The sequence below is a fragment of the Pseudomonas sp. 2,4-D genome (genome assembly GCF_030418155.1).
GTDB classification, from domain to species: domain Bacteria; phylum Pseudomonadota; class Gammaproteobacteria; order Pseudomonadales; family Pseudomonadaceae; genus Aquipseudomonas; species Aquipseudomonas alloputida.
On record NZ_JAUHUI010000028.1, the window covers coordinates 1 to 25,165 of the forward strand.

Here is a 25,165-nt window from a genome sequence, read left to right on the forward strand (position 1 = left end):
TTTCGCGGGTAAACCCGCTCCTACACCGAGATGATCCATTGTAGGAGCGGGTTTACCCGCGAAAGGGCCGGTACAGGCAATCGACAGACCTAGGCCAACCGCGCCCTGCGGGCCCGCCAACCCGCCACCAGCGAGGGCCCCAGCGCCACCAGCGCCGAACCGAACACTACCGTGACCGCCCCCACATAGCCCAGGGCGTTGATGTCCTCGGCATGCACATACTCAGGCCAAACCAACGCCGCCAGCGCCACCGCAACGAAGGTCACCAGCGGGGTCAGCGCCAGCGTGGCACTTACCCGCGACGCCTCCCAGTGCGCCAGCGCTTCGGCGAACGCGCCGTAAGCCACCAGGGTGTTCAGGCAACAGGCCAGCAGCAGCCAGCCTTGCACCGGGGTCAGTTGCAAGGCCTCCAGCGGGTGCACCCAAGGTGTCAGCAACGCAGCGCAGCTGAGGTAGATCACCATCATCACCTGCTGCGAGTGCCACACGGTCAGCAACTGCTTCTGGCTCAGGGCGTAGAACACCCAGATGCTGGTCGCCAGCAAGATGGTCAACACGCCGGTGGTGTAGGTACCCAGTGAAGTCAGCAGCTCTTCCAGGCGCTGGTTGAAGAACAGGCCAAACCCTGCCAGCAGCACCAACAGGCCCATGCCCTGCCCCACACTGAAGCGCTCGCGGAACACGAACACGCTGGCCACCAGCAACAGCACCGGGCCGATCTGTACCACCAGTTGTGCAGTGCCCGGGCTAAGCAGTTTGAGACCGATCAGGTAGAGCACGTAGTTGCCCATCAGGCCGAGCACCGCAACCAGCACCAGGCCCCTGCCCCTGGGCGCCAGCTTGCGTATGGACGGCAAACGCCGCTGAGCCGCCAGCCAGGCGAACAGCAGGCCGCCGGAGACCAGCAGGCGGTACCAGGTGACAGTGATCGGATCGACCACTTGCAGTACCTGCTTGAGCTTGATCGGCAGGATGCCCCAGAGCAGCGCTGTCAGAAGTGCCAGGAACAGCCCATAGCCCCAGCGGCCAGAAGTGGTGTGCATAAAATCCTCGATCAAGCCCGTGGTGGGGGTTGTTGAATTCTACGGGGTTGGAGGACAGAGACGGTGGAGAGTGCCGAGAAAAGAATTCATCAGGTCATTCTTTTGGGGCATGGCTGGGGGGAGGTGTTGCCTGCCCTTTCGCGGGTAAACCCGCTCCTACGGGAGGGTGAGCTGCGCCCCGGTGTTGGATTTTTTGTCCAACATCCGGGGCGCAGCTCAGCGCGCGATCCCCGGAAGGAGCGGGTTTACCCGCGAAGAGGCCAGAACAGGCAACCTCACCTTCGGCTATTTCTTGTGCTTGGCAAACGCCGCCTCAAGCGCCTGGTTGATGGTGCGCACCACCTTCACCCGCGCCCAGCGCTTGTCATTGGCCTCCACAAGCGTCCAAGGGGCAATCTCGCTGCTGGTGCGGTCGACCATGTCGCCCACCGCCTGGGAGTACTCGTCCCACTTGTCGCGGTTGCGCCAGTCATCCTCGGTGATCTTGTAGCGTTTGAACGGAATTTGCTCACGCTCTTCGAAGCGCTCCAGTTGGGTCTGCTGGTCGATCGCCAGCCAGAACTTGACCACCACCACGCCGGCATCCACCAACTGCTCTTCAAAGTCGTTGATCTCGCTGTAGGCACGCATCCAGTCAGCGGGGCTGCAGAAGCCTTCCACCCGCTCCACCAGCACCCGGCCATACCAGGAACGGTCGAAGATGGTGAACTTGCTCCGTGCCGGGATGTGCCGCCAGAACCGCCACAGGTACGGCTGCGCGCGCTCTTCTTCGGTCGGCGCGGCAATCGGCACGATACGGTACTGCCGCGGGTCCAGCGCCGCCGCCACGCGGCGGATGGCGCCCCCCTTGCCGGCGGCGTCGTTGCCTTCGAACACCGCCACCAGGGCGTGCCGGCGCATGCGCTTGTCACGCAGCAGGCCGGCCAGACGGGCCTGTTCGGTGATCAACTGTTCCTGATAGTCGGCCTTGTCCAGGCGCAAGGTCATGTCCAGGGCGCCAAGCAGGCTGCGGTCGTCGATGCTGTGGCCCAGCGGGGCCACGTTGCCCTGGTGCTTGCCCTTGGGATTATTGGCCAGCGCGGCTTGCAGGCTTTCCAGCAGAATGCGCCCCACCGCCAGGCTGCGGTAATTCGGGTCTACCCCTTCGATGATGTGCCATGGCGCATAGTCGCGGCTGGTGCGGCGCAGCACGCGCTCGCCAAAGCGCACGAAGCGGTCGTAGGTTTGCGACTGCTGCCAATCCAGAGGGCTGATCTTCCAGCTGTGCAGCGGATCGTCCTTGAGCGATTTCAGCCGTGCCTTCATCTGCTTCTTGGACAGGTGGAACCAGAACTTGATGATCAGCGCACCTTCATCGCAAAGCATCTCTTCCAGGCGTTCGGCACCGGTAATGGCCTGATCGAGCACGGCATCCTTGAACACCCCATGCACCCGCCCCTGCAGCATCTGGCTGTACCAGTTGCCAAAGAACACACCCATTCGCCCCTTGGGTGGCAAGGCCCGCCAATAGCGCCAGGCGGGTGGGCGGGCCAGCTCTTCGTCGGTCTGCTGGTCGAAGGTGAGCACATCGATCATGCGCGGGTCCATCCACTCGTTGAGCAGTTTTACCGTCTCACCCTTGCCGGCGCCTTCAATGCCGTTGATCAGCACGATCACCGGAAAACGCGCCTGCTGCTTGAGTTCGTACTGGGCTTCGAGCAGGGCCTCGCGTAAAGCGGGTACCTCGGCGTCGTAAGCCTCCTTGTCGATGCTGTGGCCGATTTCGGCAGATTCGAACATGCACTGGCTCCTTCAATGGATAAGCAAGACTAGCGGATTTCATTTCGGCCTGTATTGACCTCTTCACCAATGAACGCGCTCCCACAGCTCAGCCGGATGGCATAAAATCCCGCCATCCGCTGCAACCGAGCCAACCATGCCCACCCTCCTCCAGCACGCCCAGATCGACTGGGACGACCAGGGCCGCCCCCATTCGCGGCACTATGACGACGTCTATTTCGCAGTCAACGAAGGCATCGAAGAAACCAAGCACGTGTTCCTCGGCCAGACCCGCCTGGCCGAGCGTTTTGCCAACCTGGCGCCGCACGCCTGCACGGTGATCGGCGAAACCGGTTTTGGCACCGGCATGAATTTTTTCTGCGCCTGGCAGCTGTTCGACCAGCACGCACACAGCGACGCGCGCCTGCACTTCGTCAGCGTCGAGAAGTACCCCCTCGACCACGCCGACATGGCCCGCGCAGTGCGCCTGTGGCCTGAACTGGCCGCCTATACCGAGCCGCTGCTGGAGCAATACGTGGCGGTGCACCCGGGCTTTCAACAGTTCACCTTCGCCGGTGGCAGGGTCACCCTGACCCTGTTGATCGGCGATGTGCTGGAACAACTGCCGCAACTCGATGCACAGATCGATGTGTGGTTCCTCGACGGCTTCGCCCCCGCCAAGAACCCCGACATGTGGACCCCGGAGCTGTTTGCGCAACTGGCGCGGCTATCGCATCCGGGCACGGTGCTGGGTACCTTCACCACCACCGGCTGGGTACGCCGCAGCCTGGTCGAAGCCGGCTTCGCCATGAAGAAGGTGCCAGGCATCGGCAAGAAGTGGGAGGTGATGAGCGGCGCCTACGTCGGCCCCCTGCCCGGCCCATGCGCGCCTTGGTACGCGCGCCCCGCTGTTACACAGGGGCCGCGCGAGGCGCTGGTGATCGGTGCCGGACTTGCCGGCAGCAGCAGCGCCGCCAGCCTGGCCCGGCGCGGCTGGCAGGTAACCGTGCTGGAGCGCCACGAAGCCCCCGCCCAGGAGGCTTCAGGCAACCCGCAAGGGGTGCTGTACCTCAAGCTGTCTGCCCATGGCACCGCGCTGTCGCAGATGATCCTGTCCGGGTTCGGCTACACCCGGCGCCAGCTGCAGCGCTTGCAGCGTGGCCGGGACTGGGATGCCTGCGGGGTGTTGCAACTGGCCTTCGACAGCAAGGAGGCCGAACGCCAGGGCAAGCTGGCTGCCGCCTTCGACCATGGCTTGCTGCACTGCCTGGCCCGCGCCGAGGCCGAAGCCATCGCCGGCGTGGCGTTGCCTGGCGGCGGGTTGTTCTACCCCGAAGGTGGCTGGGTGCACCCGCCGGCGCTGTGCCAACAGCAGTTGCAGCACCCTGGTATTCGCGTGGTGACCCACCAGGAAGTACTCGAACTGCGCAAAGTGGATGAACAGTGGCAAGCCTGGGCTGGCGACCAGCTGTTAGCCCGCGCTCCAGTGGTGGTCCTGGCCGGCGCGGCGGATGTGCTGCGCTTCGAACCTTGCGCGCAGTTACCACTCAAGCGCATCCGCGGGCAGATCACCCGCTTGCCGGCCACCGCCAGCAGCCAGGCACTGCGCACCGTGGTGTGCGCCGAAGGCTATGTGGCACCGCCGCGCGAGGGTGAACATACACTGGGGGCCAGTTTTGACTTTCATAGCGAAGACCTTGCGCCGACGGTGGCCGAGCACCAGGGCAACCTGGCGCTGCTGGACGAAATTTCCGTCGATCTGGCGCAACGGCTGGCTGTGGCTGAGCGGGACCCCGAGCAATTGCAGGGACGTGCTGCGTTCCGTTGCACCAGCCCGGATTACCTGCCGATCGTCGGGCCCATCGCCGACGCGCAGGCGTTTGCCGAAGCCTACGCAGTACTGGGCCGGGATGCGCGGCAAGTACCGGATGTGCCCTGCCCTTGGCTGGGCGGGTTGTATGTGAACAGCGGGCATGGCTCACGCGGGTTGATAACAGCGCCGTTGAGTGGCGAGCTGGTGGCGGCCTGGGTATGTGGGGAACCGCTGCCATTGCCGCGGGCAGTGGCGGAGGCTTGCCATCCGAACCGGTTTGGATTGCGCCGGTTGATCCGGGGGAAATGATTGCAGCGGGTTGCCTGCCCGGCCACATATAACCAAACATTCTAAAACTCTCGAAAAGCACATAGGTCAGTTCCTTAAGGTGCCCTAATCCGGGGCATCACCTCCCCAACGGAAAAACCGGTAAGGACTTATGTGCGGATTAGCAGGAGAGTTACGTTTCACCCCCATCGACCAAGCCCCTCGCCCAGCCGACCTGGCTGCGGTAGAGCGCATTACCCATCACCTGGCCCCGCGAGGCCCGGATGCCTGGGGCTTCCATAGCCAGGGCCCGATCGCCCTGGGCCACCGTCGCCTGAAGATCATGGACCTGTCCGACGGCTCGGCGCAGCCGATGGTCGACAATACGCTGGGCCTGTCACTGGCCTTCAACGGTGCCATCTACAACTTCCCCGAACTGCGCGAGGAATTGCAGGCGCTGGGCTACAGCTTCTGGTCCGACGGCGACACCGAGGTGCTGCTCAAGGGCTACCACGCCTGGGGCGCGGCGCTGCTGCCCAAGCTCAACGGCATGTTTGCCCTGGCCATCTGGGAGCGCGACAACCAGCGCCTGTTCCTGGCCCGCGACCGCCTGGGCGTCAAACCCCTGTACCTATCGCGCAACGGCGAGCGCCTGCGCTTTGCTTCGACCCTGCCGGCACTGCTCAAGGGCGGCGACATCGACCCGATGCTCGACCCGGTGGCCCTCAACCACTACCTGAACTTCCACGCCGTGGTACCGGCACCGCGCACTCTGCTGGCCAACGTGCAGAAGCTGGAGCCTGGCACCTGGATGCGCATCGACCGGCATGGCGAAGTGGAACGCCAGGTCTGGTGGCAACTGCACTACGGCCCCCACCCCGACGAGCGTGAACTGGACCTGGAAGGCTGGACCACCCGCGTGCTCGACGCCACCCGCGACGCCGTAGCAATCCGCCAACGGGCAGCCGTCGATGTGGGTGTGTTGCTGTCCGGCGGCGTCGACTCCAGCCTGCTGGTCGGCTTGCTGCGCGAAGTGGGCGTTGACGACCTGTCGACCTTCTCCATCGGCTTTGAAGATGCCGGCGGCGAGCGCGGCGACGAGTTCCAGTATTCGGACCTGATCGCCAAACACTACGGCACCCGTCACCACCAGTTGCGCATCGCCGAACACGAAATTATCGACCAACTGCCGGCCGCCTTCCGCGCCATGAGCGAACCGATGGTCAGCCACGACTGCATCGCCTTCTACCTGCTGTCGCGGGAAGTGGCCAAGCACTGCAAAGGCGTACAGAGCGGCCAGGGTGCCGATGAGCTGTTCGCCGGTTACCACTGGTACCCGCAGGTGGACGGCGCCGACGATGCCTATGCGGCCTACCGTGACGCCTTCTTCGACCGCAGCCACGCCGAATACCGCGACACCGTACAGGCCCCCTGGCTGCTGGAGACCGACGCTGCCGGCGACTTCGTGCGCGAACACTTCGCGCGCCCCGGCGCACCGGCTGCCGTGGACAAGGCCCTGCGCCTGGACAGCACCGTGATGCTGGTCGATGACCCGGTCAAGCGAGTAGACAACATGACCATGGCCTGGGGCCTGGAGGCGCGTACGCCGTTCCTCGATTACCGCCTGGTGGAACTGTCGGCACGCATTCCCGCCCGCTTCAAGCTGCCGGACGGTGGCAAGCAGGTGCTCAAGCAGGCAGCGCGACGGGTGATCCCGCATGAGGTGATCGACCGCAAGAAGGGTTACTTCCCGGTACCGGGCCTGAAGCATCTGGAAGGTGCCACGTTGGGCTGGGTACGCGAACTGTTGACCGACTCCAGCCAGGACCGAGGGTTGTTCAACCCGGCCATGCTCGACCGCCTGCTGAGCAACCCACACGGCCAGCTGACGCCATTGCGCGGTTCCAAGCTATGGCAACTGGCGGCGCTTAACCTGTGGCTGAGCGAACAAGGAATCTGACCGATGAAAGCCCATGAAATCGCTTATGGTCAGCGCCTGCTGCGCGGCCAGACGCCGTCCTACGAGCGCCTGCAAGCGCGCCTGGCCGGCGACGGCAGCCAGCCCCATGACCAACCGCGTGCCGTGCACTGCGGCTGGGGCCGGCTGCTGATAGGCCACACCTACCCCGACCCGGCTTCCCTGGCCGAGGATCTGCTGGACGAGCACCCGGGCGAACGCGATATCGCCCTGTACGTGGCCGCACCGCAGCAGGTGCTGGCCCAGGCCCCCCAGCAGCTGTTCCTCGACCCGTCCGACACCCTGCGCCTGTGGTTCACCGACTACCGCCCGGCGCAGCGGGTATTTCGCGGCTTCCGCGTGCGCCGGGCACAGAACCCCGCCGACTGGCAGGCGATCAACACGCTGTACCAGGCGCGCGGGATGCTCCCCGTCGACGCCGAGCTGCTTACCCCCCGGCACCTGGGTGGCCCGGTGTACTGGCTGGCGGAAGACGAAGACAGCGGCGCGATTATCGGCAGCGTCATGGGCCTGAACCACACCAAGGCGTTCGATGACCCCGAGCATGGCAGCAGCCTATGGTGCCTGGCGGTGGACCCGCACTGCACACGCCCCGGCGTGGGTGAAGTGCTGGTGCGCCACCTGATCGAACACTTCATGAGCCGTGGCCTGGCCTACCTGGACCTGTCAGTGCTGCACGACAACCGCCAGGCCAAGCGCCTGTACCAGAAACTGGGTTTTCGCAACCTGCCCACCTTCGCAGTCAAGCGCAAGAACGGTATCAATGAGCAACTGTTCCTCGGGCCTGGCCCGCAAGCCGACCTCAACCCCTACGCTCGCATCATCGTCGACGAGGCCCTGCGCCGGGGCATCGAAGTGCAGGTGGACGACGCCGCTGGCGGCCTGTTCACCCTGAGCCTGGGCGGGCGGCGCATTCGCTGCCGGGAATCGCTCAGCGACCTGACCAGTGCCGTGACCATGACCCTGTGCCAGGACAAACGCCTGACCCAGCACGCGCTGCACAACGCCGGACTGCAGGTGCCCGCGCAACAGCTGGCGGGCAATGCCGATGACAACCTGGCGTTTCTCGAAGAGCATGGCGCGGTGGTGGTCAAGCCGGTCGATGGCGAGCAAGGCCAGGGCGTGGCGGTGAACCTGACCTGCATTGACGACATCACCCGTGCCGTGGCGCATGCCCGCCAGTTCGACAGCCGCGTGCTGCTGGAAAGCTTTCATGCCGGGTTCGACCTGCGCATCGTGGTGATCGGCTACGAAGTGGTGGCCGCCGCCATTCGCCATCCGGCGCAGGTGCTGGGCGACGGTAAGCACAGCGTGCGCCAGTTGATCGAAGCCCAGAGCCGTCGCCGCCAGGCCGCCACCGGTGGCGAAAGCCGCATTCCGCTGGACGACGAAACCGAGCGCACCTTGCGCGCAGCGGGCGTTGGCTATGACGACGTGTTGCCGGCCGGCCAGCGCCTGGCCGTGCGGCGCACGGCCAACCTGCACACCGGCGGCACCCTGGAAGACGTCACCGAACGCCTGCACCCGGTGCTGGCCGATGCTGCCGTGCGGGCGGCACGGGCACTAGAAATTCCGGTGGTTGGGCTGGACTTCATGGTGCGCGATGCCGGGCAGCCGGAGTACGTGATCATCGAGGCCAACGAACGTGCTGGCCTGGCCAACCATGAACCGCAGCCCACGGCCGAGCGTTTTATTGACCTGCTGTTTCCCCATAGCCGGCCTTTGGCGTAAACCCGTGCCGGCCTCTTCGCGGGCAAGCCCGCTCCCACAGGGATATCACCGCCCTTGAAGGTTGCGTTGTACCTGTAGGAGCGGGTTTACCCGCGAAGGCAGCGCTGTACCTGTAGGAGCGGGTTCACCCGCGAAGGCAGCGCTGTACCTGTAGGAGCGGGTTCACCCGCGAAGAGGCCGGCACAGGATTAAAGGAGTCCCCAACCATGTCCGAGCAATACCCCGAACCCGATCTCGACTACCTCAAACGCGTGCTGCTGGAAATGCTCGCAATCCCCAGCCCCACCGGCTTCACCGACACCATCGTGCGCTACGTGGCCGAACGCCTTGACGAACTGGGCATCCCCTTCGAGCTGACGCGCCGCGGCACCATTCGCGCCACCCTCAAAGGCCGGCAGGCCACCCCCGACCGCGCCGTTTCTGCCCACCTGGATACCATCGGCGCCAGCGTACGTCAGTTGCAGGACAATGGCCGCCTGGCCCTGGCGCCCGTCGGCTGCTGGTCCAGCCGTTTTGCCGAGGGCAGCCGGGTTAGCGTGTTCACCGATACCGGGGTATTCCGTGGCAGCGTGCTACCACTGATGGCCAGCGGGCATGCCTTCAACACGGCCATCGACCAGATGCCGATCAGCTGGGACCACGTGGAAGTGCGCCTGGACGCCTACTGCGCCACGCGCGCCGACTGTGAGGCACTGGGCGTGAGCATTGGTGATTTCGTGGCCTTCGACCCCTTGCCCGAGTTCACCGAAAGCGGCCACATCAGCGCCCGTCACTTGGACGACAAGGCTGGCGTAGCGGCATTGCTGGCGGCATTGAAGGCCGTGGTGGAAAGCGGCCGCCAGCCACTGATCGATTGCCACCCGCTGTTCACCATCACCGAGGAGACCGGCTCGGGTGCAGCCGGCGCCCTGCCCTGGGACGTCAGCGAGTTCGTCGGCATCGACATCGCCCCGGTGGCGCCTGGGCAGGCTTCCAGCGAGCATGCGGTCAGTGTGGCCATGCAGGACTCGTCGGGGCCTTACGACTACCACCTGTCCCGGCACCTGCTGAAACTGGCCGGCGACCATGACCTGCCGGTGCGGCGCGACCTGTTCCGCTATTACTTCAGCGATGCCCATTCGGCGGTGACTGCCGGGCACGATATTCGTACCGCGCTGGTGGCCTTTGGTTGCGATGCCACCCATGGTTACGAGCGCACCCATATCGACAGCCTGGCAGCGCTGAGCCGGTTGTTGTCAGCCTACCTGCTGAGCCCGCCAGTGTTTGCCAGCGACTCGCAGCCGGCCAATGCATCGCTTGAGCGCTTCAGCCACCAGCTGGAGCATGATGCGCAGATGGAGAGCGACACGCGGGTACCGGCCGTGGACAGCCTGGTCGGAAACAAAGGCTAAACGCACTTGGGGCTGCAAAGCGGCCCCAACACCTCGAATGTTTCGCGTAGCATGCCCATACCTATTTCAGACACCGCCCGACCATGCTGATCCCCTACGACCAATTGCAAGCCGAAACCCTGACCCGCCTGATCGAGGACTTCGTCACCCGCGACGGCACTGACAACGGCGACGACACCCCGCTGGAAACCCGCGTGCTGCGGGTACGCCAGGCATTGGCCAAAGGCCAGGCTTTCATCCTGTTCGACCTGGAAAGCCAGCAATGCCAGTTGCTGGCCAAGCATGATGTGCCCCGCGAGCTGCTCGAATAGCAGGTCAGGCCTCTTCAGGCCTTGCTCTGCTTGGACGCCTTGATGCGCTTGTGAACTTCGGCTCGATGCACCGGCACCTGACGCGGAGCATCCACACCAAAGCGCACCACGCCGTCCCGGGTCTCTACCACCATGATCCGGATGTCATCGCCAATCACGATGACCTCCCCTACTTCGCGCCCTATTACCAGCATGTTCCGATCCTCCTGCGAAAGGGAAAACCGGAGCCTGCCCCGTAGGCATTCAGCTACTCAATAGATCCACTGCGATTCAGAAGCCTCTTACACTTTTGAGTAACTTCTCCTACAGACCAATCATCGCGACGGGGCTTTTGCCCGCATTTTCACCGCCATTTCGGCCATCTCGTCATACAGCCGCTCAGGGGCCTGGCGTTTCAGTTGCCAGGCCTGGCGTCCTGCCTCATGAGGCAGGATGAGGAACTCGCCTGCAGCGACCTGCTGATGGATATAGTCGGCAATGTCCGCCGCACTGATCGGCGAACCTTCGAGCAGCTTGCCCACCTGCGCCTTCATCGCCGGGTTCGGCCCGCGGAACGAGTCCAGCAGGTTGGTCTGGAAGAACGACGGGCACACCACGTGCACCGCCACCTCCACCTGGCGCAACTCCACCAGCAGGCTTTCCGACAAGGCCAGCACACCGGCCTTGGCCACGTTGTAGTTGCTCATGCCCGGGCCCTGCATCAGTGCGGCCATCGAGGCGACGTTGATAATGCGCCCCTTGCTGCGCTCCAGCAGCGGCAGGAAGGCCTTGCAGCCCTTGACCACGCCCATCAGATTGACCGCGATCTGCCAGTCCCAGTCTTCCAGCGTCAGTTCGGCGAAGAACCCGCCCGAAGCGACGCCGGCGTTGTTGACGATCACATCGACCCCACCGAACTTCTCTTCGCAGGCTTGGGCCAGGGCCGTCAGCTGGCTATAGTCGCGCACATCGCAGCGCTGGACGAAGCCGTCGCCACCGGCCTGGCGAACCTGCTCCAGCGTTTCGCGCAGGCCGGTTTCGTTGACATCGGCCAATGCCAGGCGCCAGCCCTCACGGGCCCAGCGCAGGGCGATCTCGCGGCCGAGGCCAGACCCGGCGCCGGTGATCATGATGCGTTTTTGCATGGTCGCAGGCCTTGTTTTGACAGGGAGTCCGGTGAGTCTAATCAAGGCGTCGCCATCCGGGAGGATTCATCAGGGCAGTGAATGGGCGGGCATGATTGGGTAGACGGCTGCACGGGGATGGAATCTTTACCAACCCGCACCGGTCCGAATTATCGAGAGGCCAGCATTCTCAGGCTCTTGCCCCCTAATCACGCAAGGACTTTGACATGACCACGATCCTTATCATCATCCTGATTCTGCTGCTGATCGGTGGCTTACCGGTCTTCCCCCACTCGCGCAGCTGGGGCTATGGCCCTTCCGGCATAATCGGCGTGGTGTTGGTGATTCTGTTGGTATTACTGTTGCTTGGGATGATATGACGCGCTGCGGATAGCCACTTAAAACAGTCACGTGAGGTGAATGGCAAGCGGGTCGCAACACCCGGTTGCCATTCTACAGGTTCGCGTCGAACACCATTGTCACGACGGCCTGATACTCGATACCAGGCAACATGTCCTGATCCCGGGTGTGGCCGCGAGGGTACACATGAAAATGCAACTGCCCTTGGCTGCCGGTCACACCCTCTGGCGGGACTTGAAGGCTCATGGCGTTCTCAACTCCGCCAAAGGACATTGCCTGACGATAGAGCGTACGGCCATTGTAGGAAACCCCAGGCAAGGTCATGGCCAGGTGCAGCGGTATGCCATGGCCTTTGGCCGACCGTAGATTGCACGTGCTATCCAGCCCGGTGCTGCACAGCGCCCAGACGTTGAATGGCCCACTGGCAGTCAGGCTGAAGCCCACGTCTTTTTCCAGTTTCTCTGCCACACCCCGCCCTCGGCTACCATGCCCGTGCGTTTGCTGCGGCACCAGTATCACCTGCTCGGAACCCGGCTCAAAACGCACCTCAAGGTCATGCACCACCTCCAGTTCGACGTTGATCGCCACTGAATCGGCCGTGAGCCCGGCGACCGTTCGGCTCGAACCCAGGCCAATATCCCTGTCGGGGCCTATCGAATAGACCACGCGCCCGCGGTACACGCCCGACTTCAAGCTCGCCGGCAAAGGCGTCTTCAGCCTGTAGCCCAGCGTAAGGTGACTCACATGGTAAGTGCTCGCATTTGCCGCGTTGAGGTTGGCCCAGCACCCGTTGCTGGCTGGCGACCACAGAAACAGGCGATGCGCCGCGCTCGCCAACGCAACCTGGCAACCACTCGAGTCCAGGCCCGTGCGCGCCGTAAGCGTAGGTGCCCCATCGTCCGAAGTTACCGCACCGCCCAGGTGGGTAATGGCAAAGTCCATGCTGACTTGCTCGCCGGTCTTGTCACGGACCATCATTAGCGCAGTTGGCTGGACAGGGGCCGAGAGGTAGAAGCCATCGGTGCCTTCGCCATCGACTGTTTTCGAGTATTCGACCCCCACATCCAGCAGATCCTGCAGCGGATCGCCACAAAGCTGCGGCAACTGAGTACAGACAGGTGACGACCGGGGTGTCAGGTTTTCAAATTGCCGGGTCTCGCCGCGGTAACGCAGCTTGAGCGTAATGTCGGCCGCTTGCGCCCACGACGAACCCAACACGCCCGACAGCAGTACCAGCATTGCACACTTGCGAAACATGCCTCTACCTCTCACTCTGCCTTGAAGTTCATGGCTTTGCGCGCATCGCCTTCCACCAGTTCGAAGCGATATTCAACACCGGGCTTCTCGACGAACTCGCGCGTACGCCCGGGGCGAAGATGGTGCTTGGCCGGAGGATCACACTCGTCCTCGACCAGCACACAGGCCTCGACGTTGTCGAGCAGCACCGTCGCATTGCCCTCGTTGCGCACGGTCCATTTCCCCCCGGCGCGCTCAATCGAGGTCTGGTACCGCGTGGCAGCAGGCTTGGTAATCAAAATGGTGCCGTAGCCGGCCAGAAACTGCACACCGGCACTGAGTTCTTTGCGGTAAGCATCAAGCTCCGTTTCATCCAGTGCAAAGCTGTCATCCTGTTCCGGCACCACCGGGACGAAGCGCAGCCGGTAGTAACGCTCCTGGTTCCGTTCACCGCGATACAGCAACCGCACGGCCTGCATGCCGCGTGCCGGGATGATCATCCGCGCCGGGCTGGCAACAACGCTGCGCTGGTCAAAGGGCAGCTCATCGACTTCCACCTCACGGGGTTCGGCCTGGCCGTCGTAGACCAGCTCCAGCACGCTGACCTTGACGAACGCAGTACTGTCCCCCCGGTTGTAGATGCGTTTGGCATAAGTGCCCTTGCCTGGCTCGAGGTAGTCATAGAGCGCGCCGACATCCAGCTGTGGCCCGGCCTGGGCAAACCACGGCAGCATCAGCGCAACGAACAACAAGGGTGACAAGTGAAATGTGAACCTGTGCATCTTCAACCTCTGTTTACTCAACATCCAATCCATCGACCCGGGTATCGGGCCCTCTACAGCGTCATGCCGAAAGCCGGCTCAGCCCACACTGGGCACACACCGCTGATCACCCACGATCAGCAGGTCATCCTCGCGATCAAAGTTGTCCGGCGTTAATGTCAGAAGGCAGTTGCCTGCCGTGCCATGGCGAATTTCCAGGGTGGGCCGTGACTCACTCATTTCCACGTTGAAATAGCCATCCGCCTCGACAACCGTGCGCCCGGCATCATTGACCACATGCGCGCCGTGCAGTGGCTGGCCTTGCCCGTCGAGCAGCCGGCCAAACACGGTGACCGTTCGCATGACCCTCACTGAGTGGTACCCCACCCCACCGCGGTTGAGGTGATAGTCCACAGCGAGGGGTTGGATCTGTGCTGGCGGCACGTCCTTCGTGTCAAAGTCGAAGCGCACATGGCCAGACTTGAACGCCGTCACCGGCACGATATTGCGCCCGGGGTGCAGCACTGCACTCATGCCCTGGCCATCGTTGGCGCGCAGCTTCACACCGTGCAGATCGCTTTCGACATCGATGATCAAGCCGGCTTCGAGCGGCAGATTGCTGCCTCCCATGGCCAGCTTCCCCGCGCCCAGCGCCAGGGTGCTTTCCAGGTTGAGGCCACCGCTGAGGTTATTGTTGAAGGAAGACGTCTGTGCATAAGCATCGCCCTGCAGTTCCTGACTGTGGAACCGCCCATTGGCCGCCAGGCTGGTGCCATAGCCATCGAGCGTCGCGCTGCCCCCCAGGCTGTGCACAGGGCCCAGGTCGACGTTCTGCCGATACCACAGCGAAGCGTAGGGGTCATTACCGCCCTCACGCGAGGCACGGCTACCCACATCGACCCCAAGCTGCCTGCCATCGCGCTCAAGCTTCATGCTTACAGCGACGTTAACGCCGCGGCTCCGCACACCAGCGCTGCTGCGCGTTCCAGGCCTGTCGAAGAGTGAAAGGCGAACACTGCTCTGATGCCCCCGCAGTTTTCCGTAGAACGCCCAGCTCAGGTCGGCACCCAGGCCGCTTGCCGAGCCCGCACTGTGTTCCAGGCGCAGTGTCGCTGAACTGCGCGAGGTTACCCGCTGGTTGATCGAAAAGGCGGTGCGGCTGCGCACCTGGCGCTGTGAAGTATCGTCGCGACCGCTACTGCCAGGCTCCAGCCAGGTCTGGTTGTGGCTCAGCAACAACGAGCCCCAAGGGTGGGTATAGGTCAACTGCAGATCGCCGCCGTTGCCCAGGCCCTGGGTCTGATTGAGGCTGGCGTAAAGCTTGAACCGTTCATGCACGTCCCAGTCCAGCGAGGTACCCAACTGCAGGTCAGCATCGACCTGTTGCACTGACAACCCCAGCACCGCAGAAGGATGCATCAGGTAGTTGGAAAGGGCACCGAACACCGGGCTCTGTTCACGATTGCCATCCGAGTTGCTCAGCAGCTCGACCTGCTGGCCCAGGTACAGGTTGTAGCGCCAGCGGTTATCCATGTTCTGCCACCGGCTGGGCTTGTAGATGGACACTTCGCTGCGCGAGGTCTCCAGGCCGTCTTCGAGCAAACGCAGCTCCACATCGTAGATGCCGCCGGGCAATACCCGCGTGTCGATCGCCTGCAAACCCGGCTGTACCGGCTGACTGTTGATCAACGAACCATTGCGATAGATTTCGACGATACCCGGGCGGTTCGGCGTGACGTAGACCGGGATGGCGCTGGCCTGGCCATTGTCGACCAGCAGGCTGTCACTGCTGCCCAGCATCAAGCCAAGCGTGCTATCAGGGCGACGCCCCAGCAGCGCTGGCTGGCGCACCAGGCCTTGTGTGTCAGTGGAGAAGTAACCCAGCCGAAAGAAATGCGCTTCATGCAGGCTCTGCGCGTAAAGCTGATTCATGCGGTAACGCATATCGCCTTGCTCAGCTGGGGTGCGTTCCACGCGTGCATCGGCAAGCGTCGTCCAGTTATGCAGGTTGCCCTGACCGAGCAGGCCGATTCTGCCCGTGGTCTGATTACCATCATTGACCAGGTTGAGCTGGTTACGCAGCAGCAACCCAGCGTCGCTCTGCTCCGGGAGGCGGTGGAAGAGCGTGTCCTGCTCCAGCTTCTCGGCATTGGACGTCAGCAATGACAACTGTGAATTGGCCAGGCTGTAATGGATAGCCTGCAACCCGTCCGGGCAGTTTTGCAGGCAGTCGCCCAGCATGCGCCCGCCCTCCAGGCGCTGTTGCCATAACTGCCTGAGTGTGGCCGGCTCTGCGCTCTGCTCAGTGTCGGTAAACGCCAGCAACTGCACACGGTTATCACGGCTCAGCACCACCATGGCATCGCCGAGGTAGCGCTGATCCAGCTCCACTCGCACGGCAAGCGGCACATCGAAAAAGTGCGCCTCGAAGTCTTCTGGCAAACGCCCGAATGTCTTCAGGTCAATGGCACTGGACGCGCGCTCGGCCAACACTTCGAGGGGTAAAAGGCAGGCAGCACCCAGCAGCCAGACAGCGAGTGCACGGCCGGGTGCAGCAAACTGGAACATGATTCAATCCACTTCAACACCTGCCTCGACACTGGTAGACATCCAGTAAGTTGAGGCAGGCGACTCTGCTTCAATCAAAGGCTGGTGGAAGAAGTTTCAAACAACACGCTCACTGTCCCGGTATACTCACCCTTCAAATAACCATTGTCGGGCTTTATGGCACTAAACGTAATGGGAAGTTCATTGCCGCCTTTAGCATCTTCCGCGCTCATGACCTCCGTGGGCGTCAACTCCAACTTTTTACCCCCAACAGAGATGACAAGATCAATCCGCTGGTCGGTTTGTGGGTCTTGCAGCGCTGCTGCGCGCAGCAGGTGGGCCTGAATAGCACCGACATCACTCTGTGCCGAGAACTTTTCACTGACCGCCTTGAAGTCTTCGCGCTCCGGCTCATATTCAAGCGTCACGCCTTTCTCCAGCCAGTCCCCTACGGGTGCCACTGAAAAATCATTCCCGGGAATGACCGCCGTCACTGAAATATTCTGGCTGATCGGCTCAGGGGCGGACGCGACAGCGGCACCGGCAAACAATGCAAGGAACGGGACAGCCAATACATAGGATTTCACATCAAACTTCCTTTAACGGTTGCACATCAAATAGCGGACACCCTGGGGCACCCGAATGAAACTGCGAATCAGGGCGCCCCTGTTTCAAACATCAAGGTGGCTTGCGTAGTGTAAGTACCAGGCATGCGAGTCGACGACGATTCCGACATCGGATAGAACCTGAATTGAATGCTTTTTCCCTGAGCAGCTTCAGCAGCACTGACGATTTCAACCGGCGCCGTGCCCATTTTTTTGCGATTCAACATGATGTGGTATCGACGGGGCGCTACCGCACCGCCCACCCGCGTGAACCGATACTCCGAACGGTCTGTTTTCGCGTAAATCGGGCCGTAGGTGCTTTTTACAAACACTTCTTTTTCAATTTGCTTGAAGACGCCCCGGTCCGGGTCATATTCAGCCTGAAGTACGTCTTCCCACCAATTGCCAACGGATGCCACCTGAAATTCAGGTACCGACACGACAGCCTGGACACTGATATCCTGCGGTATTTCCTTCGCCCCGGCAGTGCCCGCCACGCCAAGGAGAGCGAAGGTGATTAAACAGCGTAACTTCATTGAACATTCCCCAAATGTGCCGGCATCTATAGAGCAATTACGACATGAGGGAACTGTACGAGCAGGACATCAATGCGTATGTAGGGGATTTCTGACTTACTGCATGCAATAAAAAACGCCCCGACAGGCGGGGCGTTTTTTATTGCAACGCGTAAACGTTAGTGTGAGACCGCCCCGCTGGCACCCAGGCCAGTCTGCGAACGCACGAACTGCGGGAAGAACAACGCGCGCTCATCCTCAGCCGCCTTGGACTTGTCGGTGACCGAGAAGAACCAGATGCTGACGAAGGCAATGGCCATCGAGAACAGCGCCGGGTACTCGTACGGGTAGATTGCCTTCTCGTGGCCGAGAATCTGTACCCAGATGGTCGGGCCAAGGATCATCAGCGTCACCGCACTCACCAGACCCAGCCAGCCGCCGATCATGGCGCCGCGGGTGGTCAGCTTCTTCCAGTACATCGAAAGCAGCAGTACCGGGAAGTTACAGCTGGCCGCAATGGAGAACGCCAGGCCGACCATGAAGGCGATGTTCTGCTTCTCGAACAGAATCCCCAGGCCGATCGCAAGTACACCCAGGGCGACAGTGGTGATCTTCGATACGCGGATCTCGTCCTTGTCGTTGGCTTTGCCCTTGCGCCAAACGCTGGCGTACAGGTCGTGGGACACTGCCGAGGCACCAGCCAGGGTCAGGCCAGCCACCACTGCCAGGATGGTGGCAAAGGCCACCGCCGAGATGAAGCCGAGGAACACACTGCCACCCACCGCATTGGCCAGGTGCACCGCGGCCATGTTGTTACCGCCCAGCAGAGCGCCTGCGGCGTCCTTGAATTCCGGGTTGGTGCTGACCAGCAGGATCGCGCCAAAGCCAATGATGAAGGTGAGGATGTAGAAGTAGCCGATGAAGCCGGTGGCGTACAGCACGCTCTTGCGCGCTTCCTTGGCGTCACTGACGGTGAAGAAGCGCATCAGGATGTGCGGCAGGCCAGCAGTACCAAACATCAGTGCCAGGCCCAGGGAGAATGCCGAGATCGGGTCCTTGACCAGGCCGCCGGGGCTCATGATCGCCTCGCCCTTGGCGTGTACCTTGATGGCTTCGGAGAACAGCGTGTTGAAGTCAAAGCCCACGTGTTTCATGACCATCAGCGCCATGAAACTGGCACCGGACAGCAGCAGCACAGCCTTGATGATCTGTACCCAGGTGGTGGCCAGCATGCCGCCGAACAGCACGTACATGCACATCAGGATACCCACCAGGATCACCGCCACATGGTAGTCCAGGCCGAACAGCAACTCGATCAGCTTGCCGGCGCCGACCATCTGCGCGATCAGGTAGAACGCCACCACCACCAGCGAACCGGAGGCCGACAGGGTGCGGATTTCCTTTTGCCCGAGGCGGTACGAGGCCACGTCGGCGAAGGTGTACTTGCCCAGGTTGCGCAAGCGTTCGGCAATCAGGAAAAGAATGATCGGCCAGCCAACCAGGAAGCCGATCGAGTAGATCAGGCCGTCGTAACCCGAGGTGAACACCAGCGCGGAAATACCCAGGAACGAGGCGGCCGACATGTAGTCGCCAGCAATCGCGAGGCCGTTCTGGAAGCCGGTGATCTTGCCGCCGGCAGCGTAATAGTCCGATGCCGACTTGTTGCGTTTGGAGGCCCAGTAGGTGATGCCGAGGGTGAAGGCGACGAAGGCCACGAACATGGCGATGGCGGAAACGTTCAGCGGTTGTTTCTGCACCTCGCCGGTCAGGGCATCGGCGGCCCACACGGCGGGTGCGAAGGCTCCGCAGGCCAGTACGGCCAAGGCTTTGATTTGGCGAATCATTGTTGCGCCTCCTTCAGGATTTCCTTGTTCAGCTCATCGAATTCGCCGTTGGCGCGGCGCACGTAGATGGCGGTCAGGACGAATGCCGAAACGATCAGGCCGACGCCCAGGGGAATGCCCCAGGTAATCGATGACTCAGGACTGAGCTTGGCGCCCAGCACATGAGGACCGTAGGCGATCAGGAGGATGAAGGCGCAGTACAGGCCGAGCATGATCGCCGAGAGAATCCAGGCGAACCGTTCGCGTTTGGTGACCAGCTCCTTGAAACGGGGGCTGTTTTGTATCGAGAGGTAAATGCTGTCGTTCATTGTTTTTGTCCTAGCAGCACAGATACGGGATGGAACCCACACCCTTACTTTATGCTGCCGATGGACGCCAACCAGACGACCTTAGTCTTAGATGCAACGGTGTTTTACCGATTGCGTAACAAAGTAATGACCCGTTCGCGGGTAAACCCGCTCCTGTAGGAGCGGGTTTACCCGCGAAGAAACCCTATTGGCCCTGGAAGGTGATTACTTGCCAGTCCACTCCTTCACACGATCAGGGTGCTTGGCAACCCAGTCCTTGGCGGCCGCTTCAGGCTTGGCCCCTTCCTGGATCGCCAGCATCACCTCGCCAATCTCGTCCTTGGACTGCCAGTTGAACTTCTTCAGGAACTCCGCCACTTCCGGTGCCTTGGTGGCCAGTTCCTTGCTGCCGATGCTGTTCACGGTTTCTGCCGCGCCATATACGCCTTTCGGGTCTTCGAGGAACTTCAGCTTCCACTTGGCGAACATCCAGTGCGGAACCCAACCGGTCACCGCAATCGACTGCTGCTTGGCATAGGCACGGCCCAGTTCCGCAGTCATCGCCGCACCCGAGCTGGCCTGCAACTTGTAACTGGTCAGGCCATAGTCCTTGATTGCCTGGTCGGTCTTGAGCATCACACCGGAGCCTGCGTCAATGCCGACAATCCTGTCCTTGAAGCTGTTATCGGTCTTGAGGTCGGCGATGCTCACTGCCTTGACGTACTCGGGGACGATCAGGCCGATCTTGGCGTCCTTGAAGTTCGGGCCGTAGTCGACCACGTTGTCCTTGTTCTTGGCCCAGTACTCACCATGGGTCACCGGCAACCAGGCCGACAACATGGCATCGAGCTTGCCAGTTGCCACACCCTGCCACATGATCCCCGTGGCCACGGCCTGCAACTTCACGTCGTAGCCGAGTTTTTGCTTGATTACTTCGGCGGCCACGTTGGTGGTCGCCACGCTGTCGGCCCAACCATCCACGTAACCAATGCTTACTTCTTTGGCCATAGCCTGTGCAGTGCTCATGGCCATTACCAGGGCGGTGCCCACACCCAGGAAACGTCGCATTTTCTTCAAAGTTGCCATCAAAGCATCCCCTCGTCAGGTCTTGGAGATTGCATCATCTTCCTGCAACACAAGTCGACCTGATCCAGCTGCGACCTGCACCCGCCCCATATGCGACAGCACTATGCCATTAGCGCCATCGGCCTACCTCGGCCTGCGCGATCCTTGCATGCCAAAGGTTTGGCGCCGGGCTACTATCTAACCTTTTGTGCCAGACGATGGACCGCCACATGCCCAGTTGTAGCCGCTTGTTATTGCCGTTGTACCTGCTTGCCTGCCTGCTGGCCCTGCTCGGGCTGGGGGCGCTCTGGTACGGGCTGGGCAAGCCTGTGCACCTGCCCGATGCGGCCAGCCCTGCACACAAGCTGCAATGCGCTTCGTACACGCCGTTTGACAAAGACCAGTCGCCTTACGACCAGCCGTTTCGCCTGCGCCCAGCGCGGATGGACGCCGACCTGGCGTTACTGGCCGAGCGGTTTCAGTGCATCCGTACCTATTCCATGAGCGGTCTTGAGGCAATCCCGGCGCTGGCACGCAAGCATGGGCTGAAGGTGATGCTGGGCGCCTGGGTGAACGCCCACCCGGCCGACACCGAGAAGGAAATCAACCTGCTGATCGCTGCTGCCAACGCCAACCCGGACGTGGTCAGCGCGGTGATCGTCGGCAATGAGACACTGTTGCGCAAGGAGGTGACGGGTGCCCACCTGGCCAAATTGATCGCGCGGGTGAAGCGCCAGGTCAAGGTGCCAGTGACCTACGCCGATGTCTGGGAGTTCTGGCTGCTGCACCCGCAGGTGGCCTCGGCAGTGGACTTCCTGACCATTCATCTGCTGCCCTACTGGGAGGACGATCCGCGTGGCATCGACGATGCCTTGGCCCACGTTGCCGATGTGCGCCGGGTGTTCGGCACACGCTTCGCGCCCAAGGACATACTGATTGGCGAAACCGGCTGGCCCAGCGAAGGCCGCCAACGCGAAACGGCGGTGCCCAGCCGGGTCAATGAGGCGCGCTTCATCCGTGGCTTCGTGGCCATGGCCGAGCGCAATGGCTGGCAATACAACCTGATCGAAGCCTTCGATCAGCCCTGGAAACGCGCCAATGAGGGCGCGGTGGGTGGTTACTGGGGGCTATACGACGCGGACCGGCAGGACAAGGGTGTGCTCGAAGGGCCAGTGAGCAACCTGCATGACTGGCCGCAGTGGTTGCTGGCCAGCGCCGTGCTGACGGTGATCATGCTGGTGCTGGCCGGGCGCCCCGCTACACCGATGGCCGCCTTGCTGCTGCCACTGCTGGCAGCGTTTGGCGCCGCTTGCCTGGGCCTGTGGGGCGAGTTGATGCGCACCCATGCGCGCTTCGCCGGGGAATGGTTGTGGGCACTGATGCTGGCCGGGCTTAACCTGCTGGTACTGGCCCATGCGTTGTTGTCGCTGGCGCGGCGGGCCGGCTGGCGTGAACGCTTGTTCGCCTGGCTGCAGGTGCGAGCCGGCTGGCTGTTGCTGGCGGCGGGCTTCGCTGCGGCGGTGAGCATGCTGACAATGGTGTTCGACCCGCGCTACCGCAACTTCCCCAGCGCGGCGCTGGCGTTGCCGGCGCTGGTGTATGTGCTGTGGCCGGTGCGGGCGCGGCGGGCGGAGGTGGCGTTGCTGGCGTTCATCGTGGGCGCCGGGGTGGCGCCGCAGTTGTTCGTGGAAGGGCTGGAGAACCAGCAGGCCTGGGGCTGGGCGGTGGTGAGTGTGCTGATGACAGCGGCGTTGTGGCGAAGCTTACGGATGCGACAGGCTTGATACTGCATATCCCTCGAGCCCGGCGCGTACCTTGTGGGAGCAAGACAGTTGCTCCCACAAGGTACGCGCAGCTGCTTACAACGGGGGTTGCCTGACCAGGCGCAACCCCGCCAGTACCAGCGCAAACACCGCAATGCTGGCGGTGTACAGCACCAGCGCCGGCACTGCGAACACCAGTGCCAACACTGCCAGCCACCAGCCGGCACGCGCGGAAACGAACTGGGCCAGTAGCGCAAGGCCCAATCCGCCCCAGGCCATGACCTGATGGTGAATGCCCAACCCCAGCAGCGAACGCACCTCGCACTGCCAATAGGCGGTCGGCACTGCGCACAGCCCTACCCACTGGCCATCCTCCATCAGACCATAACGCACGCCATAACTGGCCGCGAGCCAACCCCCCAGGAACAGCAGCAACAGCGCCGTCGGCAGCGAACGAGACATCCTGTTCTCCAATAGCGGTAATCGAAAGCATCCATGATCGCTTATGCCCGTTTCTAAGGCAAAATCACACCCCGGCAGCTATGTTGCAGATAGCGAGTACGCCAAATGCCACCGCAGCGGGCAACTTTGCCCGCCTGGCTGTGGTCCTAGCCTGCACACTGCTCGACCTTGCGTTCTTTTGGGGGATTACATGCTTCGATCTTTGCGCCTCGCTGCCCTGCTCGGCAGCTTGCTCATGGCTGTGGCCGCTTCAGCGCGGGATATCGACGCTGCCAGCTATGGCTACCCTCTTACCAACCCGTTCGAGGCCACCATCGCCACAACGCCGCCGGACAAGCGCCCTGAGCTGCCCAGCGACGATGAAATCAATCAGTCCGACTACAGCCTGAACTTGCGCCCGGAACGTGAGTTCACGTTGCCCGACAACTTCTGGGCAGTGAAGAAGCTCAAGTACCGCCTGGCCCGCCAGGATCGCGAAGCACCGCTGATCTTCATCATCGCCGGCACCGGTGCGCCCTACAACAGCAGCATCAATGAATACCTGAAAAAGCTGTTCTACCAGGCCGGCTTCCACGTGGTGCAACTGTCATCGCCCACCAGCTATGACTTCATGAGTGCAGCCTCGCGCTTTGCTACCCCCGGCATCAGCCAGGAAGACGCCGAAGACATGTACCGGGTGATGCAGGCCGTGCGCGCCCAGCATCCACGCCTGCCGGTCAGTGATTTCTACCTCACCGGTTACAGCCTGGGTGCGCTCGACGCCGCCTTCGTCAGCCACCTGGACGAAACCCGCCGCAGCTTCAACTTCAAGCGTGTACTGCTGCTCAACCCACCGGTCAACCTCTATACCTCGATCAACAACCTCGACAAGCTGGTGCAGACCCAGGTCAAGGGCATCGACCGCAGCACCACGTTCTACGAGCTGATGCTGGAAAAACTCACCCGTTACTTCCAGGACAAGGGCTACATCGACCTGAACGACGCCCTGCTGTACGACTTCCAGCAGTCGCGCCAGCACCTGTCCAACGAACAGATGGCCATGCTGATCGGCACTTCGTTCCGCTTCTCGGCAGCCGACATCGCCTTCACGTCCGACCTGATCAACCGCCGTGGCCTGATCATTCCGCCGAGGTTCCCGATCACCGAAGGCAGTAGCCTCACGCCGTTCTTCAAGCGCGCCCTGCAGTGCGACTTCGACTGCTACATGACCGAACAGGTGATTCCGATGTGGCGCGCCCGCACCGACGGCAACAGCATCCTGCAGTTGGTCAACCAGGTCAGCCTGTATGCCCTGGAAGACTACCTGCGCAGCAGTGACAAGATCGCCGTGATGCACAACGCCGACGACGTCATTCTCGGCCCGGGCGACATTGGCTTCCTGCGCAAGGTATTCGGTGAACGGCTGACCCTCTACCCCCATGGCGGCCATTGCGGCAACCTCAACTACCGCGTCAACAGTGACGCCATGCTGGAGTTCTTCCGTGGTTAACAAACTCCTCTTCGCCACTGCCCTGCTTGCCGCTGGCCACACCCTGGCCGCCGAAACCGCACCCCGAGCCAGTGTGGTCGAGGCCGACCCGCAGGTGATCGGCACCGCGCCACTGGTGCCCGAAGCCGATGGCTTCCTCGACCCGCTGCGTGAGCTGAAATTCAACCCGGGGCTGGACCAGCGCGAGTTCGAGCGCTCAACCCTGCAGGCGCTGAACGTGTACGACCCGCTGGAATCGATCAACCGGCGCATCTACCACTTCAACTACCGATTGGACCAATGGGTGCTGCTGCCGCTGGTGAGTGGCTATCAGTATGTAACCCCAAAGTTCGTGCGCACGGGGGTGAGCAACTTCTTCAACAACCTTGGCGATGTGCCGAACCTGTTCAACAGCGTGTTGCAGCTCAAAGCCAAGCGCTCGGCAGAAATCACCGCGCGACTGATGTTCAACACGATCATCGGCGTGGGTGGGCTGTGGGACCCGGCGACCAGCATGGGCCTGCCGCGCCAGAGCGAGGACTTTGGCCAGACCCTGGGCTTCTATGGCGTGCCGGATGGGCCGTACCTGATGCTGCCGGTGCTAGGCCCATCGAACCTGCGCGATACCACCGGGCTGGTGGTGGACTATGCGGGAGAGCAGGCGGTCAACTACCTGAACGTGGCCGAAGCCAGCACCGATCACCCGGAAATCTTCGCCCTGCGTGTGGTGGACAAGCGCTACACCACCAACTTCCGTTACGGCCAGCTGAATTCGCCGTTCGAGTATGAAAAGGTGCGGTATGTGTATACCCAGGCGCGCAAGTTGCAGATAGCCGAATAAGCCTGCCGCGGCCCTT

General features: G+C 62.2%; 22 protein-coding genes. 9 read left to right on the top strand and 13 right to left on the bottom strand.

Features of this window, described 5'->3' with window-relative positions:
* Positions 1–89: 89 nt before the first annotated feature.
* Together QYE47_RS18600 and pap are read right to left on the bottom strand one after the other, a co-directional pair.
* Complete coding sequence (locus QYE47_RS18600; RefSeq protein ID WP_070384216.1) at positions 90–1,043, bottom strand: DMT family transporter; 954 nt, start codon at positions 1,041–1,043, stop codon at positions 90–92.
* Between the two features lie 285 nt (positions 1,044–1,328).
* Positions 1,329–2,822 (bottom strand): polyphosphate:AMP phosphotransferase, encoded by a 1,494-nt coding sequence (gene pap / locus QYE47_RS18605; protein WP_070384217.1) that lies wholly within the window; start codon positions 2,820–2,822, stop codon positions 1,329–1,331.
* A 136-nt stretch (positions 2,823–2,958) separates the two neighbouring features.
* Here pap and mnmC point away from each other — a divergent pair, with 136 nt between their 5' ends.
* The 5 genes from mnmC (at position 2,959) to QYE47_RS18630 (ending at position 10,292) form a co-directional block, all read left to right on the top strand.
* A complete protein-coding gene (mnmC, locus tag QYE47_RS18610) occupies positions 2,959–4,923 on the top strand; it encodes a bifunctional tRNA (5-methylaminomethyl-2-thiouridine)(34)-methyltransferase MnmD/FAD-dependent 5-carboxymethylaminomethyl-2-thiouridine(34) oxidoreductase MnmC (RefSeq protein ID WP_019437324.1) in 1,965 nt (654 codons plus the stop codon).
* Between the two features lie 130 nt (positions 4,924–5,053).
* A complete protein-coding gene (locus QYE47_RS18615) occupies positions 5,054–6,841 on the top strand; it encodes an N-acetylglutaminylglutamine amidotransferase (protein ID WP_019437323.1) in 1,788 nt (595 codons plus the stop codon).
* Positions 6,842–6,844: 3 nt separating this feature from the next.
* Complete coding sequence (ngg, locus tag QYE47_RS18620; protein WP_070384218.1) at positions 6,845–8,590, top strand: N-acetylglutaminylglutamine synthetase; 1,746 nt, start codon at positions 6,845–6,847, stop codon at positions 8,588–8,590.
* A gap of 206 nt (positions 8,591–8,796) precedes the next feature.
* The gene (locus QYE47_RS18625; protein WP_019437322.1) at positions 8,797–9,981 is read left to right on the top strand and encodes an osmoprotectant NAGGN system M42 family peptidase; all 1,185 of its coding nucleotides are present in this window, start codon (positions 8,797–8,799) and stop codon (positions 9,979–9,981) included.
* An 83-nt stretch (positions 9,982–10,064) separates the two neighbouring features.
* Positions 10,065–10,292 carry a YheU family protein gene (locus QYE47_RS18630; protein ID WP_004575803.1) on the top strand — a complete coding sequence of 76 codons (228 nt, stop codon included), beginning with the start codon at positions 10,065–10,067 and terminating at the stop codon, positions 10,290–10,292.
* Between the two features lie 14 nt (positions 10,293–10,306).
* Here QYE47_RS18630 and QYE47_RS18635 read toward each other — a convergent pair whose 3' ends face one another.
* Both QYE47_RS18635 and QYE47_RS18640 read right to left on the bottom strand, forming a co-directional pair.
* The gene (locus QYE47_RS18635; RefSeq protein WP_070384219.1) at positions 10,307–10,486 is read right to left on the bottom strand and encodes a carbon storage regulator; all 180 of its coding nucleotides are present in this window, start codon (positions 10,484–10,486) and stop codon (positions 10,307–10,309) included.
* A gap of 120 nt (positions 10,487–10,606) precedes the next feature.
* Positions 10,607–11,416, bottom strand: a complete 810-nt coding sequence (locus QYE47_RS18640) for an SDR family oxidoreductase (protein ID WP_014861135.1) — start codon at positions 11,414–11,416, stop codon at positions 10,607–10,609.
* Between the two features lie 206 nt (positions 11,417–11,622).
* On the opposite strand from QYE47_RS18640, the gene QYE47_RS18645 reads away from it, so the two are divergent.
* Positions 11,623–11,775 carry a DUF3309 family protein gene (locus tag QYE47_RS18645; protein WP_003252624.1) on the top strand — a complete coding sequence of 51 codons (153 nt, stop codon included), beginning with the start codon at positions 11,623–11,625 and terminating at the stop codon, positions 11,773–11,775.
* A gap of 73 nt (positions 11,776–11,848) precedes the next feature.
* Here QYE47_RS18645 and QYE47_RS18650 read toward each other — a convergent pair whose 3' ends face one another.
* The 8 genes from QYE47_RS18650 to QYE47_RS18685 all read right to left on the bottom strand — a co-directional run bounded on the left by QYE47_RS18650 (position 11,849) and on the right by QYE47_RS18685 (position 20,636).
* Entirely contained in the window at positions 11,849–13,012 is a 1,164-nt protein-coding gene (locus QYE47_RS18650) for a hypothetical protein (protein ID WP_070384220.1), read from the bottom strand.
* 11 nt (positions 13,013–13,023) lie between these two features.
* Positions 13,024–13,797: a hypothetical protein gene (locus QYE47_RS18655; protein ID WP_014592043.1), complete on the bottom strand. Its 774-nt coding sequence runs from the start codon at positions 13,795–13,797 to the stop codon at positions 13,024–13,026.
* Positions 13,798–13,851: 54 nt separating this feature from the next.
* The gene (locus tag QYE47_RS18660; RefSeq protein WP_019437319.1) at positions 13,852–16,320 is read right to left on the bottom strand and encodes a CS1-pili formation C-terminal domain-containing protein; all 2,469 of its coding nucleotides are present in this window, start codon (positions 16,318–16,320) and stop codon (positions 13,852–13,854) included.
* Positions 16,321–16,394: 74 nt separating this feature from the next.
* On the bottom strand, positions 16,395–16,886 hold the full coding sequence (locus tag QYE47_RS18665) for a CS1 type fimbrial major subunit (RefSeq protein WP_014592045.1): 492 nt from the start codon (positions 16,884–16,886) through the stop codon (positions 16,395–16,397).
* Positions 16,887–16,954: 68 nt separating this feature from the next.
* Complete coding sequence (locus tag QYE47_RS18670; RefSeq protein ID WP_019437317.1) at positions 16,955–17,440, bottom strand: hypothetical protein; 486 nt, start codon at positions 17,438–17,440, stop codon at positions 16,955–16,957.
* A gap of 158 nt (positions 17,441–17,598) precedes the next feature.
* The gene (locus QYE47_RS18675) at positions 17,599–19,263 is read right to left on the bottom strand and encodes a cation acetate symporter (protein ID WP_014592046.1); all 1,665 of its coding nucleotides are present in this window, start codon (positions 19,261–19,263) and stop codon (positions 17,599–17,601) included.
* Complete coding sequence (locus tag QYE47_RS18680; protein ID WP_010952786.1) at positions 19,260–19,571, bottom strand: DUF485 domain-containing protein; 312 nt, start codon at positions 19,569–19,571, stop codon at positions 19,260–19,262. Before QYE47_RS18680 ends, QYE47_RS18675 begins: the two co-directional genes overlap by 4 nt.
* A 204-nt stretch (positions 19,572–19,775) precedes the next feature.
* Positions 19,776–20,636 (bottom strand): glycine betaine ABC transporter substrate-binding protein, encoded by an 861-nt coding sequence (locus QYE47_RS18685; RefSeq protein ID WP_014592048.1) that lies wholly within the window; start codon positions 20,634–20,636, stop codon positions 19,776–19,778.
* A gap of 197 nt (positions 20,637–20,833) precedes the next feature.
* Between QYE47_RS18685 and QYE47_RS18690 the strand changes: the two genes are divergently transcribed.
* Positions 20,834–22,399, top strand: a complete 1,566-nt coding sequence (locus QYE47_RS18690; RefSeq protein WP_070384221.1) for a beta (1-6) glucans synthase — start codon at positions 20,834–20,836, stop codon at positions 22,397–22,399.
* A gap of 75 nt (positions 22,400–22,474) precedes the next feature.
* On the opposite strand, the gene QYE47_RS18695 is transcribed toward QYE47_RS18690, so the two are convergent.
* Entirely contained in the window at positions 22,475–22,840 is a 366-nt protein-coding gene (locus QYE47_RS18695) for a hypothetical protein (RefSeq protein WP_014592050.1), read from the bottom strand.
* 190 nt (positions 22,841–23,030) lie between these two features.
* Between QYE47_RS18695 and QYE47_RS18700 the strand changes: the two genes are divergently transcribed.
* Together QYE47_RS18700 and QYE47_RS18705 are read left to right on the top strand one after the other, a co-directional pair.
* A complete protein-coding gene (locus QYE47_RS18700) occupies positions 23,031–24,329 on the top strand; it encodes a serine/threonine protein kinase (protein WP_070384222.1) in 1,299 nt (432 codons plus the stop codon).
* Positions 24,322–25,149: a VacJ family lipoprotein gene (locus QYE47_RS18705; protein WP_014592052.1), complete on the top strand. Its 828-nt coding sequence runs from the start codon at positions 24,322–24,324 to the stop codon at positions 25,147–25,149. Before QYE47_RS18700 ends, QYE47_RS18705 begins: the two co-directional genes overlap by 8 nt.
* The last annotated feature ends 16 nt before the right edge of the window (positions 25,150–25,165 follow it).